The organism is Pseudomonas reactans (genome assembly GCF_013387025.1).
Lineage (GTDB): Bacteria > Pseudomonadota > Gammaproteobacteria > Pseudomonadales > Pseudomonadaceae > Aquipseudomonas > Aquipseudomonas reactans.
Genome location: NZ_JACAQP010000006.1, coordinates 42,670 through 60,128, shown reverse-complemented (window position 1 = coordinate 60,128; position 17,459 = coordinate 42,670). Strand labels below are relative to the sequence as shown.

The 17,459-nt window shown below is 62.1% G+C and carries 15 protein-coding genes; 10 read left to right on the top strand and 5 right to left on the bottom strand.

Annotated elements, in window-relative coordinates:
- Positions 1-106 precede the first annotated feature (106 nt).
- Together HX793_RS06720 and HX793_RS06715 are read left to right on the top strand one after the other, a co-directional pair.
- On the top strand, positions 107-568 hold the full coding sequence (locus HX793_RS06720; protein WP_177094518.1) for a nucleoside deaminase: 462 nt from the start codon (positions 107-109) through the stop codon (positions 566-568).
- The gene (locus tag HX793_RS06715; protein WP_177051837.1) at positions 555-1,727 is read left to right on the top strand and encodes a CynX/NimT family MFS transporter; all 1,173 of its coding nucleotides are present in this window, start codon (positions 555-557) and stop codon (positions 1,725-1,727) included. The genes HX793_RS06720 and HX793_RS06715 overlap by 14 nt, the downstream gene beginning before the upstream one ends.
- Here the strand turns inward: HX793_RS06715 and HX793_RS06710 are convergent.
- Complete coding sequence (locus HX793_RS06710; RefSeq protein WP_177094517.1) at positions 1,724-4,072, bottom strand: TonB-dependent receptor; 2,349 nt, start codon at positions 4,070-4,072, stop codon at positions 1,724-1,726. The genes HX793_RS06715 and HX793_RS06710 overlap by 4 nt on opposite strands.
- 155 nt (positions 4,073-4,227) lie before the next feature.
- Here HX793_RS06710 and HX793_RS06705 point away from each other — a divergent pair, with 155 nt between their 5' ends.
- Positions 4,228-5,172 (top strand): LysR family transcriptional regulator, encoded by a 945-nt coding sequence (locus HX793_RS06705; protein WP_177094516.1) that lies wholly within the window; start codon positions 4,228-4,230, stop codon positions 5,170-5,172.
- Between the two features lie 99 nt (positions 5,173-5,271).
- The gene (locus HX793_RS06700) at positions 5,272-6,879 is read left to right on the top strand and encodes an alkaline phosphatase family protein (protein ID WP_177094515.1); all 1,608 of its coding nucleotides are present in this window, start codon (positions 5,272-5,274) and stop codon (positions 6,877-6,879) included.
- On the opposite strand, the gene HX793_RS06695 is transcribed toward HX793_RS06700, so the two are convergent.
- Positions 6,880-7,785 (bottom strand): TauD/TfdA dioxygenase family protein, encoded by a 906-nt coding sequence (locus HX793_RS06695; RefSeq protein ID WP_016975016.1) that lies wholly within the window; start codon positions 7,783-7,785, stop codon positions 6,880-6,882.
- A gap of 179 nt (positions 7,786-7,964) precedes the next feature.
- Here HX793_RS06695 and HX793_RS06690 point away from each other — a divergent pair, with 179 nt between their 5' ends.
- On the top strand, positions 7,965-8,885 hold the full coding sequence (locus tag HX793_RS06690) for a LysR family transcriptional regulator (protein WP_177051845.1): 921 nt from the start codon (positions 7,965-7,967) through the stop codon (positions 8,883-8,885).
- A gap of 6 nt (positions 8,886-8,891) precedes the next feature.
- Here HX793_RS06690 and HX793_RS06685 read toward each other — a convergent pair whose 3' ends face one another.
- On the bottom strand, positions 8,892-9,893 hold the full coding sequence (locus HX793_RS06685) for an ABC transporter substrate-binding protein (protein ID WP_016975017.1): 1,002 nt from the start codon (positions 9,891-9,893) through the stop codon (positions 8,892-8,894).
- A gap of 287 nt (positions 9,894-10,180) precedes the next feature.
- On the opposite strand from HX793_RS06685, the gene HX793_RS06680 reads away from it, so the two are divergent.
- The 3 genes from HX793_RS06680 to HX793_RS06670 are packed head-to-tail and all read left to right on the top strand — an operon-like array spanning position 10,181 to position 14,217.
- Positions 10,181-11,779: an ABC transporter permease gene (locus HX793_RS06680; RefSeq protein WP_177094514.1), complete on the top strand. Its 1,599-nt coding sequence runs from the start codon at positions 10,181-10,183 to the stop codon at positions 11,777-11,779.
- Complete coding sequence (locus HX793_RS06675; RefSeq protein WP_016975019.1) at positions 11,776-12,591, top strand: ABC transporter ATP-binding protein; 816 nt, start codon at positions 11,776-11,778, stop codon at positions 12,589-12,591. The genes HX793_RS06680 and HX793_RS06675 overlap by 4 nt, the downstream gene beginning before the upstream one ends.
- A 15-nt stretch (positions 12,592-12,606) precedes the next feature.
- The gene (locus HX793_RS06670; protein ID WP_177094513.1) at positions 12,607-14,217 is read left to right on the top strand and encodes an arylsulfatase; all 1,611 of its coding nucleotides are present in this window, start codon (positions 12,607-12,609) and stop codon (positions 14,215-14,217) included.
- Here the strand turns inward: HX793_RS06670 and HX793_RS06665 are convergent.
- Entirely contained in the window at positions 14,189-15,268 is a 1,080-nt protein-coding gene (locus HX793_RS06665) for a fatty acid desaturase (RefSeq protein ID WP_177051852.1), read from the bottom strand. The genes HX793_RS06670 and HX793_RS06665 overlap by 29 nt on opposite strands.
- A 101-nt stretch (positions 15,269-15,369) precedes the next feature.
- Between HX793_RS06665 and HX793_RS06660 the strand changes: the two genes are divergently transcribed.
- The gene (locus HX793_RS06660) at positions 15,370-16,374 is read left to right on the top strand and encodes an AraC family transcriptional regulator (RefSeq protein WP_016975022.1); all 1,005 of its coding nucleotides are present in this window, start codon (positions 15,370-15,372) and stop codon (positions 16,372-16,374) included.
- A gap of 129 nt (positions 16,375-16,503) precedes the next feature.
- On the opposite strand, the gene HX793_RS06655 is transcribed toward HX793_RS06660, so the two are convergent.
- Positions 16,504-16,869 (bottom strand): response regulator, encoded by a 366-nt coding sequence (locus HX793_RS06655; protein ID WP_016975023.1) that lies wholly within the window; start codon positions 16,867-16,869, stop codon positions 16,504-16,506.
- Between the two features lie 98 nt (positions 16,870-16,967).
- On the opposite strand from HX793_RS06655, the gene HX793_RS06650 reads away from it, so the two are divergent.
- Positions 16,968-17,441: a GlcG/HbpS family heme-binding protein gene (locus tag HX793_RS06650; RefSeq protein WP_016975024.1), complete on the top strand. Its 474-nt coding sequence runs from the start codon at positions 16,968-16,970 to the stop codon at positions 17,439-17,441.
- Positions 17,442-17,459 lie beyond the last annotated feature (18 nt).

Here is a 17,459-nt window from a genome sequence, read left to right as displayed (position 1 = left end):
GCGTTTACCATTCCATTTGCCACTGGTTGGCATGGTTATATTTAATTTCAGAATACCCCTACCGCCGCCCATACTTCACCCTCCAATCATGCCCGGAGGGATTTCCATGACCGACGATCACCAGCACCTGCAACGTGCGATCCAACTTGCCCAGACCAACGTCGCCCAGGGTGGCCGACCGTTTGGCGCGGTGTTGACGCGCGACGGCGACGTGCTGGTTGAAGCCGTGAATGAAATCCACCTGACCCAGGACCCTACCGCCCACGCCGAATTGTTAGCGATCCGCGCTGCCAGCCGGCAACTCGGCACACGCTTGGATGGCTGCGTGATCTACGCCAGCGGCCAACCCTGCCCGATGTGCCTGAGCGCCATGTATTTGTGCGGTGTGGAACGGGTGGTGTTTGCCGCCAGCAACGAAATGGCCGAGCCCTATGGCCTGTCGACAGCGGCGATCGGGCAGCAGGTGGGCCTGCCAGTGAGCGAGCAGCGCCTGCCGATCCAGCATCTGCCGGATGAGGCCATGACCACGCTGTACCACCAATGGAAAACCCTGCATGCCCCTGAATAAATCCCTCGCCGGCTGGGGCCTGCTGGTCGTCCTGGGCCTCAACCTGCGGCCGATCCTCAGCTCCATCAGCCCGTTGCTCGGCGAAATTCGCCTGGCCACCGGCCTGAGTTTCCAGAGCAGCGCCCTGCTCACCAGCTTGCCCGTGGTGTGCATGGGCCTGGTGGCGCTGGTGGGCGTGCGGGTTGAAGCGCAACTTGGTGAACGCCGTGGCATCGCCCTTGGCCTGATGATGATCCTGCTCGCGTGCCTGGCCCGCTGGCTGATGGGCCAGGGCTCGACGCTGCTGGTGACCGCGCTGCTCGGCGGTGCTGGCGTCGCACTGATCCAGGCGTTGGTGCCGGCGATGATCAAGCGCGAGTTTCATCACCGCGTACCGGTGGCGATGGGGGTGTATTCGGCCTCGCTGATGGCCGGTGGCGGGCTGGCGGCGCTGCTCAGCCCAGTGGTGGCCACGCATTTCCAGCAATGGGAAGCCGGGCTCGGTGTGTGGTTGCTGCCCGCGTTGGCCGCACTGTTGTTATGGGCCTGGTTGCCCCTGGGCGCGGCAAAAAGCGCGACAGTCATCCCGGCCTTCAAAGGCCTGCGTAATCGCCGTGCGTGGCTGCTGGCACTGTATTTTGGCTTGGTGAATTGCGGCTACATGAGCATGGTGGCGTGGCTGCCGGCCTACTATCAGCAATTGGGTTGGGGCGTACTGCCCAGTGGTTCGTTGCTGGCCTTCATGACGATCTTTCAGGTGATCGCCGCGCTGGTGATGCCAGTATTGGCACAACGCGGGATCGACCGTCGGCCGCTGCTGTGGGTCAGCCTATTGGCCCAGACCATCGGTTACCTCGGCCTGTTGATGGCGCCGCTGCAGTTTCCTCATCTGTGGGTGGCGCTGTGCGGCTTCGGCCTGGGTGCGTGCTTTGCCCTGAGCCTGCTGCTGACCCTCGACCACCACCGCGACCCGCGCCAGGCCGGGCAACTGGCGGCGTTCGTGCAAGGCGTGGGCTTTTTGATCAACGCGATTTCGCCGTGGCTGACCGGCTGGCTGCGCGAACTCACCGGCAGCTTTGTCAGTGCCTGGGTGGTGCTGACGGTGACAGCGGTGGCGATGCTGGTGGTGACCCGCGTGTTCAGCCCGGCCACCTATCGCACCGCCAGCGTACCGGCCTAGAAGTCGTAGCGCCCGGTCACACCTAGGGTGCGAGGCGTGCCCAGCAGACCTTCATAGCCGCCGTTACCGCCGGTCCACAGCGTGGTGTAGTAGGTTTTGTCGAAGGCGTTTTTCAGCCATAGCGACACATCCCACTGCCCCTGCTGATAGTTGCCACGCACGCCGGTAGACAGGTTGACCACCGCGTACGCCGGGATCTGCCCGTAGTCGGAGTCCTCCACCGTCCCCACGGCCTTGGAGCGGAATGCATAACTGGCGGTGACGTAGGGTTCGAAACCGTTGTCCAGGTTCCACTTGTACTCGCCATTGGCATTGGCGATCCATTTCGACGCGCCCACCACTTGGTGCCCTGTCAGGTCACAGGAGGCCGGAGCACCCGGGCGCAGGCTGACTTCCGGTGGGCACGGGGCGTCCTTGTAGGACAGGTAGCTCACATCGTTGAACGAGCCATTCACGTTCAGCGTCAGCCCTTTGATGGGAACCAGGGTGCTTTCCACTTCCACCCCACGCGAACGCACAGAACCGGCGTTGGTCAGGTACTGCACCCGGTTGTTCTGGTCGTAGGCGTTGGTCTGATAGCCATTGACCTGGGTCCAGAATACGTTCGCATTGAGTTGCAGGCGTCGGTCCCACAGCGTGCTTTTAAAGCCCAGTTCGGCGTTGTTGGCCCGTTCGGTACCGACCAGCAGCGAGTCCGCGCCGGCCGTTGGCGCCGAGCCCACCGCCAGGTTGACCCCACCGGATTTCTCGCCATGGGACAGGGTCGCATAGCCCAGCAGGTTTTCATTGAAGCGATAGCTGAGGTTCAGCAGGCCCGAAGGGCTGGTGCTGTACTGGTTGAGGTCGCCGGAGTCGTAGGCCCCGGCACGCCCACGGCGGGCCGTGGCGGCCGCGCCCGTGACAGCCGCGCCACCTACCGGCGCATTGCGAGTCACCCAGGCGCTCTTTTCTTCATACGTACCACGCAGGCCGGCGGTGAAATCCAGGCGCTCGGTGAGGTGCCAGGTCCCTTGGGCAAACAGTGCGAAGCTGTCGGTGCGGATGTGCCCGTTGCCCACGCTGCTGACGTTGGCCAGAGCCCCCGTCGCCGTACCGTTCCAGATGTCGGCCTGGGGCCCGTAATAGGCAAAGGATTTGTTGTCCAGCGCGTTACCGAAGTAATAGGCACCCAGCACGTAGTCGAAAAACCCGCCGGTTGGCGAAGCCAGGCGAAACTCCTGGGACCACTGCTTATCTTCCACCGACACCCCGGCGTTATAGGACGCCGGCACGTTGAGGCCGTCATCATTGCGCGGTGTGAAATTCCACCAGCGGTAGGCGCTGACCGAGGTCAGGGTGAAATCACTCGGCAGCGTCCAGTTGGCTTCCAGGGACGTACCGCCCTGAAACACCGTGACATGCTGGTCGTTGTCCAGATTGACCTTGCGGTGGGTGCCGTCCACCAGCGTTGCGCCAGCCGCCGCAGCGCGGGACTCGTAGAGGTTGGTGCCATTGATCGTCGGTCCGGTGCTGTAAAGCACGCGGGTGCCAGCGCTGGAATCCTCTTCGTTGTAGTCGCCGATCCAGCGCAGGTTGAATGTATCGCTCGGTTTGTACAGCAGTTGCCCGCGAAAGCCCTGACGTGAACCGCCATTGAGATCATGGCCGTCGTGCTCGTTCTTGATGTCGCCATCGCTGCGCGTGCGATAGGCCGAAAAACGTCCCGCCAGGTCATCGGTGAGCGGGCCGGAAATCGTGCCCTTGGTCTGGAAATAGCCGTCTTCGCCCAACGACGTCTCGATGCTGCGCTCAGGGGTAAAACTGGGCGCACGGGTACTGATGTTGATGACCCCGGCAGTGGTGTTCTTGCCGAACAACGTACCTTGGGGCCCGCGCAACACCTCGAGTTGTTCGATGTCCATCAGGTCGAACACGGCCATCCCTGGCCGGCCGAGATACACGTTGTCGATGTACAACCCCACGCTGCCTTCGAGGCCATCGCTGGCCGGATTGTTGCCCAGACCACGGATCGACACGCTGGACTGGCGCGCATGCATGTAGGCAACGTTGACGCTGGGTACCAGTTGTTGCAAATCCTGGATGCGGTAGACACGCTGGCTCTCCAGTGCCTGGCCGCCCACCACGCTCATGGGCGTCGGCACGTCCTGCGCACTTTCGGTACGACGGCGGGCGGTCACCGTGACGGTTTCCAGTTGGCCGCTGGCGCTCTCACCCTCAGGTACCGGAGGTCTCACCTCGGCCGCGTGGCTGGATGACCAACTGGCGCTGCCGGCCAGCAACAAGGCCAGGGGCAGGCGCTTGAGCCTCCAGGGAGAGCAAGGTACAGCAGGCTTCAACACACTCATAAGCGGCTCCGGAACCAGGAAATACCCAACAACTCATATTCCCTTAGGTTATTTATTTATGTTTTTGCGAACATTTACTGCATAAGAGATAGCCTTTATAAGGAGTCGACCTAATGCATAGCCAATGCATTTCCCCGATATTTTTGATGTGAAAAATGCATATCGATTTGCGCCAGCTCCGCCACTTCATCGCCCTTGCCGAACAACGCAGTTTTGTCGCCGCGGCGTTGACCGTGAACCTGTCGCAATCGGCGTTCAGTCGCAGCATCCAGGCCCTGGAACATGCGGCCGGTTGCCAACTGGTGGACCGCGGCCGCAAGGATCTGGCGCCCACCAAGCAAGGCCAGGTGCTGCTGGAACATGCTCGACGCCTGGTCAGCGGTGCCCAACAACTGGCCAACGAGATCAGTCAGTTCAACGGGTTGGAGGCCGGTGAGTTGCGCTTCGGTTGTGGCCCTGCACCTGCGGCCGGGTTGATTCCCCGCGCCATCGGCAGTTTTATCGGGCGCTACCCCAAGGCACGCGTGTTGTTCCAGGTGGATGACTGGCAAAGTTTGGGCAAGCGTTTGCTCAGCGAAGAGTTTGAGTTCTTTGTCGCGGATACCCGCCACTTCGAAGCCAACCCTGACTATCACACCCATCGCCTGCGCCCACGCCGCTGGAACTTCTGCTGCCGCGCTGGCCACCCCCTGGCCCGGCGCGAGAGCGTGAGCGCCGCCGAGTTGATGAGTTATCCACTGGCCGTGACGATCCGCCCGCCCAACCTGCGCAAGGTCATCGTCGACCTTAGCGGCCGACCCGATTACCTGCCCAATGTGGAATGCGAAAACGGCTATAGCCTGATGGGGGTAGTGTTGCGTTCCGATGCCATCGGCATCGTCAGTGCCAACAGCGATGTGCTGCACATGGCCCGGGGCGAATTGGTGTGTTTGAAGATCGACGGCCTCGCCGAAGACCTGGAGGAGCGTTACACCCGCTACGGCATCGTCAGCCGCGCCGGATACCGGTTATCACCGCTGGCGGAGGCAATGATCGAGCAGATCAAGGAGATTGATGCGCTGGATGAGGATGTGTGTGCGCTGGAAAATTTCGCTGTCTGACCCATGCATGGACTGCATCAAACCCAGTCCCCAAATGCACTTGCCAGCCCCTGCGCGAACGGCGAAAAAAGCCGTCTGTCCTCCGTTCGGTAAACCCTCATGTCTCAACCCCAACCCGTGCGCAATGTGCTGTACATCATGTGCGACCAACTGCGCCGCGATTACCTGTCGTGCTACGGCCACGCCCATCTGCACACGCCGAATATCGACCGACTCGCCGCCGCCGGCGTGCGCTTCAGCCGCGCCTACACCCAGGGCACCATTTGCGGACCGTCGCGGATGTCGGCCTATACAGGACGCTATGTCAGCAGCCACCAGGTGGCGTGGAACGGGGTGCCGCTGCCGCTGGAAGAGCTGACGATCGGCGATTACCTGCGCCCCCACGGCATCCGTACCGCGCTGGTGGGCAAGACCCACGCCACACCCAACCTGGACGCTTTGCAGCGCCTGAAGATCGACCCCCACAGTGCCCAGGCCGAGCCACTGAACGAGGTCGGCTTTGACGCGTATGTGCGTCACGACGGCATTTACCCTGACAGCCCGTTGTTCGCCGACAAGCGCGAGTCCGCTCCCTACACCCATTACCTGCGCAAGCAAGGCTACAGCGGCACCAACCCCTGGCACGACTGGGCCAACGCCGCAGAAGGCCAGAACGGTGAAATATTCAGCGGCTGGCACATGCGCAATGCCGGGTTGCCGGCGCGGGTAGCCGAGGCGCATTCGGAAACCGTCTACACCACCGACCGCGCCATCGACTTTATCCAGGAACAAGCCGGGCAGCCGTGGTGCCTGCATCTGTCCTACATCAAGCCGCACTGGCCCTACATCGCCCCCGCGCCGTACCACGCGCTGTATGGCGCCGAGCACATCCAGGCGCCCATTCAGCCCGGGCAGCCCAGCGATCACCCGGTTTACCAAGCGTTTCGCCAGCACCAGGAGAGCCTCAACTTTTCCCGTGATGAGGTACGCCTCACGGTGATCCCGACCTACATGGGGCTGATCAAACAGATCGATGACCAACTCGGGAGGCTGTTCGATTTTCTGCAAAGCCATGGACACTGGGACGACACGCTGATCGTGTTCACCAGCGACCATGGCGATTTCCTTGGCGATCATTTCCTCGGGGAGAAAGAGTTCCTGCTGGAGCAGGCCGTGGGCGTGCCATTGATTGTGCGCGACCCACGCGCCAATGCCGATGCCAGCCGTGGCACCGTCGACGACCGCCTGGTGGAAACCATTGATGCGCTGCCGACCTTCCTCGACGCCCTGGGGCTGCCTGCTGCCGACCATCGCCTGGAAGGCCGCTCGCTGATCCCACTGTTGCACCGAACGCAAAGCACCTGGCGACGCTACGCCATCGCCGAATATGACTACGCCTTCCAGGCCCCGGCCCGCGAGCGGCTGGAGCAGCCCATCGACCGATGCCGCATGACGATGGTGCGCAGCGAGCGCTGGAAATACCTGGCATATGATGGCTTTCGCCCGCAACTGTTCGACCTGGAAAACGACCCGCAGGAACTGCATGACCTGGGGGCCGACCCGGCGTATGCCGATGTGCGCGAGACCCATTCGGGCTATCTGTTCGAATGGCTGCGTGGTTTGAAGCGGCGCACCACCATCAGCCACACAGAGATCGATCTGCGTGGCCAACGGTTTCGTTATGGAGAGCCGGAAGCGGACAAGGTGGTGCAGATCGGCGTGTGGTAATCACGCGCCCTTGGTGGTCTTGCTGGCCTGCCCTTGCACCCCCACCGGCACATCGCCCTTGAGCGTCACCCGGCGCACGATACGCTCCTGGGTGCCGTAGTCATCCACCGCGTAATGCTGGGTGGCGCGGTTGTCCCAGATCGCTACGTCACCGGTATTCCAACGCCAGCGTACGGTGTTTTCCAGGCGGGTGACGTAGCTCTGCAACAGGTTGAACAGCTGCGTCGAGTCCGCCTGGGAATACCCTTTGAGGCGTTTGACGAAGTGCCCCAGCAACAAGGTTTTCTCGCCGCTGACAGGGTGTACGCGCACCACCGGGTGTTCGGTTTCGTAAACGGTGGAGGTGAACACTTTGCGGTACTCCTCCAGCGTCTCCACCGACACATCCGGCTTGCGCGCGGCGTAGTCGTATTCGTTGCTGTGCACCGCCCACAGGTTGTCCGCCAATGTTCGCAGCTCTGGGCTGAGGTCATTGTAGGCGCTGGACGTGTTGGCCCAGACCGTGTCGCCACCGGACTTGGGCGCCAGCACCGAACGCAGGATCGAGGCCTTGGGGTAGGCGTCGACGAAGGTCACGTCGGTGTGCCACGAGTTGGCGCGCTGGCCACGGCCGCCGTCCAGCTCCATCAGGAAACGCGTGCCGTCACGCACCGGTACGGTCGGGTGGGCAATCGGTTCGCCGAGCAGATGCGCGAAGGCTTCCTGGCGCTGGTCATCCAAGTGGGTCTGCTCGCGGAAGAAGATCACCTTGTACTGCACCAGGGCCTGCTGGATGGCCTCGACGGTAGCGGCATCCAGGTCGCCGGACAGTTTGATCCCCCGGATCTCGGCGCCAATGCGCCCGCCGATGGGGTGAATGTCCAGCGCCTGGGTGATGGGTTGAACAGCGAATGCGGCATTGCTCATTGTGGTGACCCTCATGTGCCTGATGGTGGGGACGCTATCCGACAACGCTCTATTCATATGCAATTTAGATCTAGCAAATGAATCAATGCTTCGTTGACGGAATAAGAGCTTGCATTTAAAACCTCAGCTCCCTCGGTCGCAAATGCCTTCGACCTATTTTTAAGATGCCGGGAAAGCATATGGATCTTCGCCAACTGCGCTACTTCATCGCCCTCAACGAACACCGCAGTTTTGTACGTGCTGCGGACGCCATGGGCATCACCCAACCCGCGTTCAGCCGCAGCATTCAGGGCCTGGAACAAGAGTTTGGCTGCGTGTTGGTGGACCGAGGCAACAAGGACTTGCGCCCCACCCCCGAAGGCCAGGTGGTGCTGCAACATGCCCTGAGCCTGGTGCACGGTGCCGCCTTGCTCAGCAGTGAAGTGACGCGCATGACCAAGCTCGATGCCGGCGACCTGCGCTTTGGTACCGGCCCGGCGCCCGCGGTGAAACTGGTACCCGATGCGGTGGCACGCTTTATCACCGCGCACCCGAAAGTCCGTACCAGTTTCCAGGTGGATAACTGGGAAAAACTCAGTCGCGCCCTGAGCCGTGAAGAAATCGAGTTCTTCATTGCCGACATCCGCCAGTTCGAAAACGATCCAAACTTCCAGACCCGCGCGCTGAGCCCCAAGCGTGGCGTATTTTTCTGCCGTCCGGGGCACCCGCTGCTGGCCAAGGACAGCCTGTCGACCAACGATATGTTCGACTATCCGCTGGCGTCGCCGCTGATCTCCCAGGGCATCCGCAAACTGCTGGCGAACCTCAGCGGGCGCATGGACTTTTCACCCAGCATCCAGACCGAGCACTTCCCGGCGCTGGTGAAGATCGTGCTGCAGTCCAATGCCATTGGCGTAGGCACCGAAGAGGCATTTGCCGAGGACATCGCCCAGGGTTCGCTGGTGCTGCTGCACTGGCGCAACCTGCCGCAGAACTTGGACACCATGAGTGCGCGGTGCGGGGTGGTCAGCCGCACCGGCTCGCGCCTGTCGCCCGCGGCAAAGGCGATGATCGAGACGCTGGTGCAAGTGGACCGCCAAGACGTGAGCGTGGCGGTCTGACGCCCCTTAGAGCCCCGCCGCCTGCAGATTCGGCGCCACCCAGTCACTCACCTGGAACGACTTGCGTATCAGCCGCTCCTTGGTCGCCAGGTCCACCGACTCCTGCAATTTGCCGAGGAACACCGGGTCAAGGGTCGAGGGAAACAGCTCGCTGAGCTTCTCGTTTTTCAGGTCATTGGCCAGGATGACCGGTGGATAACTCGCCAGCCCCGACACCAGGTCGATATAGGCCTGCTTGTTGTTGTCATCGGTCAACCACTGCACTGCTTGCTGCTGGGCCTTGAGTAACTTGGCCACGACGTCGGGGTGCTCGTCGACGAACTTGCCGCTGCCCACCAATACGGCCTGGATGCTGCCCGCGCCGCCGAGGTCCTTGGTGGTCAGTGGCAATTCGGCCAGGCCCTTGGCCTGCAGTGCACTGAGGCTTGAACTGCCCCACGTGGCGTCGATCTGCCTGGCGGCCAGCGCGGCACTCGCGGCGCTGAAATCCAGATTGATGACTTTCAGGTCTTTTTCACTCAAGCCCTGGCTGGCCAGGGCGCTGTTAAACGAGAGCTGGGTGGCGGTGCCACGGAACACCGCCACGCGCTTTCCCTTGAGGTCCTGCAGGGTCTTGATGCCAGAGCCCGGAACCACGCCGAGGTACTGTTTCACGCCCCGTGCGGTGGCGCTGAGCAGGCGGGTATCCAGGCCATTGGAACGACCGATGATTGCCGCCAGGTCGCCAAGATAAGCCAGGTCCAGCTGACCATTGGCGAAGGCCTCGTTGATCACCGGCCCTGCGCCCTTGAAGTAGTTCCACTGGATCTTGATGCCTTGGTCGGCAAAGGCTTTCTCGAAGATCTGCTGGTCGCGCAGTACATCCGTGATACCCCCCCCACTGTGTTGGCTGCCCGCACTGAGGTCGGGTACGGCAATGCGAATTTCCTTGAGCTCGGCGGCCTGTACCCACCCGGCCAGGGCGGTACCCGCGAACAATGCAATCAAGCGTTTGAAAGGCAGTTTCATACGTGCAGCTCCTGTGGGGGACGGTCACCCGGGGAGCAGAAAGTAGGCACAACCCACACAAAACTTTAAATACTATAAATTCACAATTTAATAGCTTTTAGAACTATGAGGCTTAAAACGCAGGCAACAGGGGCCTATGCATGAACAGCATGGAAAATATTCTCCGAATGCATTGGATGCGTGCCCGGCTGAGGCATTAAATGATTTCTCTTATCCCTAAATCATCTTGATTGCGTTTCTGTAAGATCAAAATCACATAACGCCATCGGCGACAACGGAGGTCCTCCATGGCCCGAATATCACTGTTGAGCCTGCCTCTGGCCGCTCCCCGTCAAGGTGGAGCGCAGCGCTGGCCAAAACTGGGAGAACGGCTGCTACCCTGGTTGTTGCCCCTGATGCTGTTCGCGCTGTGGTGGCTGGCCAGCCGCAATCACTGGATGAGCGAGCAGATTCTGCCGCCGCCCTCACTGGTATGGAGCAGTGCAGTGGAACTGGCCGGTGGCGAGTTATGGACTCACCTGGCAATCAGTTTGCAGCGCTTGTTCTGGGGACTCCTGGCGGGCATCGCCGCCGGGACGTTACTGGGTGCGCTGCTGGGGTTCAGCGCGCGGGCCGAGCGCCTGGTGTTCCCGACGTTCAGCGCGTTGGCGCAAATCCCGACCCTGGCCTGGATCCCCCTGTTCATGGTGTTTTTCGGTATCGGCGAAACCTTGAAGCTGGTGGTGCTGGTGAAGGCAATCGTAGTGCCCGTCACCCTGCACACCCTGGTGGGCGTGCGCGATACCCAGCCCAACCTGCGTGAAGCCTCCCGCGTGCTGCGCCTGCCCACTCACCTGCTGATTCGTCGGCTGATCCTGCCGGCCGCGCTCCCGGCGTTTATGGCCGGCATACGCCTGGCACTGGCCGCCGGCTGGACCTCATTACTGGCCGTGGAGCTGTTGGCGTCCAGCGAAGGCATTGGTTACTTGATGGTGTGGGCCCGCCAATTGTTCATGCTCGATATTGTCTTCGTGTGCATCGCAGTCATCGGCGTGTTGGGCGTGGTGATGGATCGCGGCATTGGCTGGCTTGATCGCAAATGGGTGCACTGGCCCCATCCGGCAACGGCACAGATTCGTCAGGGCCCGCGTTATCAAGGCTGGCAGCGCCTGCAGCCCTGGCTGCTGCCGCTGTGGTTACTGGCGCTGTGGCAATTGGCAACCCAGCAGGAGTGGGTGGACGCGAACATTCTGGTCAGCCCATGGACAGTCCTGCACACCACCGTGACGGGCGTGCTGGATGGCAGCTTGTCCGGTGCCTTGGGCAAAAGCCTGGGCCGTACGCTGGGCGGCTTGGTCCTCGGCGCCAGCCTGGGATTTGCCATGGGCCTGTGGCTGGGGTTGTCGCGGCGCAGCGAGCGCGTTCTCGGACCGACGTTGTCGGCCCTGCGCCAGATTGCGATCTTCGCCTGGGTACCGTTGCTCACCGCTTGGTTCGGCCTGGGTGAGTTGGCCAAGTGGGTGTTTATCGCCCTCGCCGCGTTCTTCCCGTTATTTATCGCCACCCAGCGCAGCGTGTTGAACCTATCACCCCAATTGCGCGAAGCGGCGCAGGTGCTGCGCCTGAACCTGTTCCAGCGCCTGCGCCGCCTGGTATTGCCCGGCGCTGCGACGGGGATTTTCGCCGGCCTGCGCCTCAGCCTGATCTACGCGTGGCTGGGCACCATCGGCGCTGAGTATTTCATGCCCTCCAACGGCGGCATCGGCAGCCTGATGATTGGCGCCCAACAGTTGTTGCGCATGGACCTGATCATGAGCGGCATGCTCCTGGTCGGCTTCACCGGCGCCGCCCTCAACCTTATCGGCCAACGCATCGAAACCCGCGCCACCCGCTGGAGACACGCATGAACGCACCTATCGTCCGCTTCAACCATGTGGGCAAGAGCTTTGACGTCGACGGCTTCGAACTGGAGGCCATCCGTGAATTCAACCTGGAGATTGCCGAAGGCGAATTCGTCGCGATTGTCGGTTCCAGCGGTTGCGGCAAATCCACTCTGTTGCGCCTGCTGGTGGGCCTGGACACACAGTTCCGCGGCCAGATCCAGGTGGACGGCAAAGCCGTGAGCGGCATCGGCGGTGAGCGCGGCATTGTGTTCCAGGAACACCGCCTGTTCCCGTGGCTGACCGTGGCGCAAAACATTGGGCTGGGGCTGGTCAACGAGCCACTTGGCGAAGCCGAGCGCAACCAACGGATCCGTGATTTTATCGAGTTGGTGGGCCTGACCGACTTTACGCGTGCCTATCCCCACCAGCTTTCCGGCGGCATGGCGCAACGCGTGGCAATTGCCCGAGGCCTAGTGGCCAGCCCCCGCATCCTGCTGCTGGACGAGCCCTTCGGCGCCCTCGATGCACTGACACGCCAGCAGATGCAGGACGAACTGCTGGCGATTCGCGCTCGCGCCAGGATCACGACAGTACTGGTGACCCACGACGTGGAAGAAGCGATTTTCCTCGCCGACCGCGTCGTGGTGATGGAGCCAAGGCCAGGCCGGATCAAACAGGTGGTGCAAGTCACCCTGCCCCATCCGCGCCAACGCAGCAGTTTCGAGTTCCATCAATTGCGTGAGGAACTGTTGCACGAGCTGACAAATGATGACCACTACCAGCCACCAGTACGCGAACAGATCCGCGACCTGCCCCTGGCCTTTATTGCCTGCTGAAAGAGGAGTGCCTTGATGCCGCAACGTCCCAACTTTCTTGTGATTCTGGCCGACGACATGGGGTTTTCCGACCTCGGCGCCTTTGGCGGGGAAATCGCCACACCGCACCTGGACGCCCTGGCCCTGAACGGCCTGCGCCTGACCGACTTCCACACCGCGCCCACCTGCTCACCCACCCGTTCGATGCTACTCACCGGCACCGACCACCACATCGCCGGCATTGGCACCATGGCCGAGGCGCTTACGCCCGATCTGATCGGCAAACCCGGCTATGAGGGCTACCTGAACGATAAAGTCGTGACATTGCCGGAGCTGCTGCGCGACGCCGGTTACCAAACCCTGATGAGCGGCAAATGGCACCTGGGCCTGACCGCGGAACTCGCGCCCCACGCACGGGGTTTCGAGCGCTCCTTTGCGCTGTTGCCCGGCGCGGCCAACCACTATGGTTTCGAACCGCCCTACGACGAGACGACGCCCGGCCTGCTCAAATCCACGCCTGCGCTGTATATCGAAGACGACGCTTTCGTCGAGCAACTGCCTGAACATTTCTATTCATCCGACGCCTTTGGCGACAAGTTGCTGCACTACCTCAAGGAGCGCGACCAGGCGCGACCGTTCTTCGCTTACCTGCCATTCTCCGCCCCGCACTGGCCGTTGCAGGCACCCGCCGAAATCGTCGACAAATACCGTGGCCGCTACGACGCCGGGCCCGAGGTGCTGCGCCTGGAACGCCTGGAAAAGCTCAAGGCCCTGGGACTGATCGACGCGAATGTCGAACCCCACCCACTGATCGAATTGAATACCCAGTGGGCCGCCCTGACCGACGCACAGCGCCAGGTGTCGGCGCGGGCGATGGAAGTGTATGCGGCCATGGTCGAGCGCATGGATTGGAACATCGGCCGGGTGGTGGAGTACCTGCGCCAGCAGGGTCAACTGGATAACACGTTCATCGTGTTCATGTCCGACAACGGCGCCGAAGGGGCACTGCTGGAAGCCTTCCCCAAGTTCGGCCCCGAGCTGCTGACCTACCTCAACCAGCACTACGACAACAGCCTGGAGAACATCGGGCGTGCCAACTCCTACGTCTGGTACGGCCCCTCGTGGGCTCAAGTGGCAACCGCCCCGTCACGGCTGTTCAAGGCCTTTACCACCGAGGGCGGGATTCGGGTGCCGGCACTGGTGCACTACCCTCGGCTGGCACTTGAAGGCCGGATCAGCCATGGGTTTGGCACGGTGATGGACATCACGCCGACGCTCCTGGACCTGGCCGGTGTGCGCCATCCGGGCCAACAATGGCGCGGCAAGTCAGTGGCGCCACTGCGGGGCAAGTCGTGGCTGGGCTTCCTGTCGGGCGAAACCGCCCAGGTGCACGACGAGCACACCGTCACCGGCTGGGAGCTGTTCGGGCGCCGGGCCATTCGCCAGGGCCAGTGGAAGGCCGTGTACATCCCCGGCCCGGTAGGCCCGGCGACATGGCAGCTGTATGACCTGGGCCAGGATCCCGGCGAGATTCACGACCTGGCCCAGCGTCACCCGGACAAGCTGGCCACGCTCATCGACCATTGGCAGCAATACGTGGAAGAAACCGGCGTGATACTCAGCGCATCGCCGTTTCAGCCGGACTAAGCCCCGCGTTTGTGCGCGCCTGCGGCTCCAGCCGATTGGCCCGCGCAAACGTACCGAAATCATTGAAGCGCACGCCCATCTCAGCCATCACCTGGTGCGCCACCTTGGCGGTCATCTGGCGGATGTAAAACGGTTCTTTCACCACAAAATGGTGGATGCCATGCGTGCTGCCGAAGTTGAAGCAGAACGCCTGTAACGGCCACATCCACCACGGGTTCAGTACTTGGGTCTGCTGGATCACATTGCCCAGTTCCACATCGCCGTAGTAGTGCATGTTGGAGCTGACGAAGTGCAGGCAAAAAGTGCGCAACACGTTGGGGCCGATGATCACCACGGCGGCGATATCGATCACGTGCATCATCTGCAAAGTGCCGGCTGACCACTCGATGGGCACGCCGAGCAGGCTGGCGATGCCGTTGGCGGCATGAAAACCGAGGAACACATACCACGCCCCCCAATGCAGCAGCGCCAGCGGTGCATACACCAACAGCGAGCGCTTGAGGATTGTCAGTTTGTGCTTCCAGGTCTTGGCCCGCAGGATGCGAATGAAGGCCGACATGACGTTATCCCCAACCATCAGCAGCCGCGCAAACCCCCAGGGCTCGCCGTTGGTGATCGCGCGCTCTTCCATATCGGTCTCGGTGCCGGACACCTTGTGATGGTTGAGGTGCAGGTGTCGGCGCACCCACGGATTAATCGTACTCGGCCGCGCCAGCCACACCAGGCCCATCATCAGGTTGTGCGGCAGGCGCTGCTTGCGAAAGTACATGCTGTGGATCAGGTCGTGTTCCAGCTCGTGGGTCAGTGAGGCCAGGAACGCGTTGAGCAGCAGGCACGCCCACCAGGCCATATGGCCCGTGAGGTAGAGCGCCGCCGAACCCACCATGCCGAACAGCGCAACCGCCAGGATTCCCGCGCCCAACGCGTCCTGATGCAGCAGCCAGGGGTGTTGCTGGCGCAGGCGCACGCCTTCGGCGAGCACCACTTCACGGATATGCGCGGAGCGCTGTTGTGCGTTCATCGGCTGGGGACTTGCAGAAGTACCGTCCATGCTTCCATCCTCTTGCTTATTGGTGCTCACATCCTGCCCCAGGCGACCTCGCAGGATGCTAGCCCCGGACGCCAACCTGTTGACCGCACGCGCCAATCGCCATGACCGAACCCACCTCCCTCGCCAGCTGGACCCGCGCCCTGCGCAAGCAGCTCGACGCCCTGGACCTCGACAGCGCCGCGCTGTGCCTGCAAGCCGGGCTCGATCCGCAACAGATGGACGATCCCAATGCGCGCTACCCGCTGTCGGCCACCACGCGTCTCTGGGAGTTGGCGGTACAGGCCAGCGGTGATCCGGCGATTGGCTTGCGGGTGTCGCGGTTTGTCAGCCCCACCACGTTTCATGCGTTGGGGTATGCGCTGGTGGCCAGTGGCAGCTTGCGCGAGGTGTTCGAGCGCATCGTGCGGTATCACCAGGTGGTCAGCGATGCCTTGAGCCTGGAGCTGAGCGGCGATGGCGAACGTTATCGGTTCCGCCTGCTGCAACTACCGGGCAGCCCGACGCCAGCCTTCGAAGCCATCGACGCGTTTGCGGCGATCTATGTGCGTACCTGTCGCAATCGCCTCGGCCGCGAGTACGCGCCGCTGGCGGTGTACCTGCGAAGGCCTGAGCCTGCTGACCCGAAGCCTTGGCACACGGTGTTTCGCGCGCCGGTATTTTTTGGCGCTGAAGAGGACCGCCTGGAGTTCGCCGCCCAGGATTTCGACAGCCACCTGGACGACGCCAACCCCGAACTGGCCGAACACAACGAAACCGTGCTCAAGCGCACCCTCGCCCAACTGCAACCGCTGACCTGGGAACGTAAGGTCCGCCGGGTGATCGAAGCGCAGCTGCCCGACGGCGAACCGAGCGCCGAGCGCGTCGCCCAGGCGCTGCACCTGAGCCTGCGCAGTTTGCAGCGCCACCTGGCGGACGAAGGCTGTCGATTTGATGCGCTGCTGAATGAATGCCGCGAGAATCTGGCGTTGCTGCATCTGCGGGATCCGCAGTGCTCATTGGCGGAAATCAGTCATTTGCTGGGGTTTGCTGATACCAGCAGTTTCAACCGCGCGTTCAAGCGCTGGACGGGGATGACGCCGGGGCAGTTCAGGGATGGGTTGCGGTAGGTGGATTTGCGGTGTTCGTGATGGCCCCATCGCCGGGCAAGCCCGGCTCCCACAGGGGAATGCATTCCAAATGTGGGAGCTGGCTTGCCTGCGATGGCGGTGGCCCAGTTATTGAAAATGCCGGATCAATCAGCGCGCACGATCACGCCGCAACACCTTCTTCACCCGCGCCACCAAGGCCTTGGCCTCAAACGGCTTGAGCAAGTAATCATCCTCATGCAGTTCCAACCCGCGCAGACGGTCCTCGATTCCTTCCGGGGTCGTCAAGAACAACACCGGCGTCTCGCCCTTCTTGCGAATCGACTGCTGCAACTTCCAGGCATTCAAACCCGGCAACATTACATCCAGGATCACCAAGTCATAGTCAGTGCTTTCCACAAACCGCTGAGCTGCCATGCCATTGGCTGCGACTTCTACTGCGAAGCCGGCCTCACTCAAGCCCTGGGCCATGAGTTGCGCCAATTTCGGCTGGTCTTCCACTAACAACACCTGCATGCCTACCTCTTGGTTCATTACAAACCTGTAATCGAATTGTTCGGCTTTTGAGCGAGACCGCTGGCTAAGGTAACGGCCTGCTTTCTGGAGCCGTTCCCATGTACCGCAATGCCTTGTTCTTGAGCTTCGCCATCAGCGCCAGCGTCCTGGCAGCACCACCGCTGCCGCGCCACGCCGACCTGGATTTGCACACCGCACGCCAACTGGCAGACGCCAGCCTGGCGCAGTGCACGGCGGCACTTACCGTACTCGACCGGGGCGGTAATCCATTGCTGAGCCTGCGAGCCGATGGCGTTGGCCCGCACAACAGTCTCGCCAGCCAACGCAAGGCATACACCGCGCTATCGACAAAAACCCCGACTCGCTTGTTCGCCGAGCGCGCCCGCAACAACCCCGAAGCGGCCAACCTTAACAGCTTGCCCGAATTGCTGTTGCTCGGTGGCGGCGTGCCGTTGTTCGCCGACGCTGAACTGGTCGGTGCACTCGGCATCGCCGGTGCCGGCGGCGCGGCGCAGGACGAAGCCTGCGCTATCAAGGCTGCCGAGCAACTGGGCTTGCGCATCACCCCCTGACCCCACCTTCGAAAGGAC

Excerpts from the sequence above, each read along its gene's own strand:
- HX793_RS06695 (WP_016975016.1), bottom strand. The coding sequence starts at position 7,785 with ATGAGCAATGCCGCATTCGCTGTTCAACCCATCACCCAGGCGCTGGAC.
- HX793_RS06700 (WP_177094515.1), top strand. The coding sequence starts at position 5,272 with ATGTCTCAACCCCAACCCGTGCGCAATGTGCTGTACATCATGTGCGAC.
- HX793_RS06655 (WP_016975023.1), bottom strand. The coding sequence starts at position 16,869 with ATGCAGGTGTTGTTAGTGGAAGACCAGCCGAAATTGGCGCAACTCATG.
- HX793_RS06690 (WP_177051845.1), top strand. The coding sequence starts at position 7,965 with ATGGATCTTCGCCAACTGCGCTACTTCATCGCCCTCAACGAACACCGC.
- HX793_RS06720 (WP_177094518.1), top strand. The coding sequence starts at position 107 with ATGACCGACGATCACCAGCACCTGCAACGTGCGATCCAACTTGCCCAG.
- HX793_RS06715 (WP_177051837.1), top strand. The coding sequence starts at position 555 with ATGCCCCTGAATAAATCCCTCGCCGGCTGGGGCCTGCTGGTCGTCCTG.
- HX793_RS06650 (WP_016975024.1), top strand. The coding sequence starts at position 16,968 with ATGTACCGCAATGCCTTGTTCTTGAGCTTCGCCATCAGCGCCAGCGTC.
- HX793_RS06675 (WP_016975019.1), top strand. The coding sequence starts at position 11,776 with ATGAACGCACCTATCGTCCGCTTCAACCATGTGGGCAAGAGCTTTGAC.
- HX793_RS06710 (WP_177094517.1), bottom strand. The coding sequence starts at position 4,072 with ATGAGTGTGTTGAAGCCTGCTGTACCTTGCTCTCCCTGGAGGCTCAAG.
- HX793_RS06680 (WP_177094514.1), top strand. The coding sequence starts at position 10,181 with ATGGCCCGAATATCACTGTTGAGCCTGCCTCTGGCCGCTCCCCGTCAA.
- HX793_RS06660 (WP_016975022.1), top strand. The coding sequence starts at position 15,370 with ATGACCGAACCCACCTCCCTCGCCAGCTGGACCCGCGCCCTGCGCAAG.
- HX793_RS06670 (WP_177094513.1), top strand. The coding sequence starts at position 12,607 with ATGCCGCAACGTCCCAACTTTCTTGTGATTCTGGCCGACGACATGGGG.
- HX793_RS06665 (WP_177051852.1), bottom strand. The coding sequence starts at position 15,268 with ATGGACGGTACTTCTGCAAGTCCCCAGCCGATGAACGCACAACAGCGC.
- HX793_RS06685 (WP_016975017.1), bottom strand. The coding sequence starts at position 9,893 with ATGAAACTGCCTTTCAAACGCTTGATTGCATTGTTCGCGGGTACCGCC.
- HX793_RS06705 (WP_177094516.1), top strand. The coding sequence starts at position 4,228 with ATGCATATCGATTTGCGCCAGCTCCGCCACTTCATCGCCCTTGCCGAA.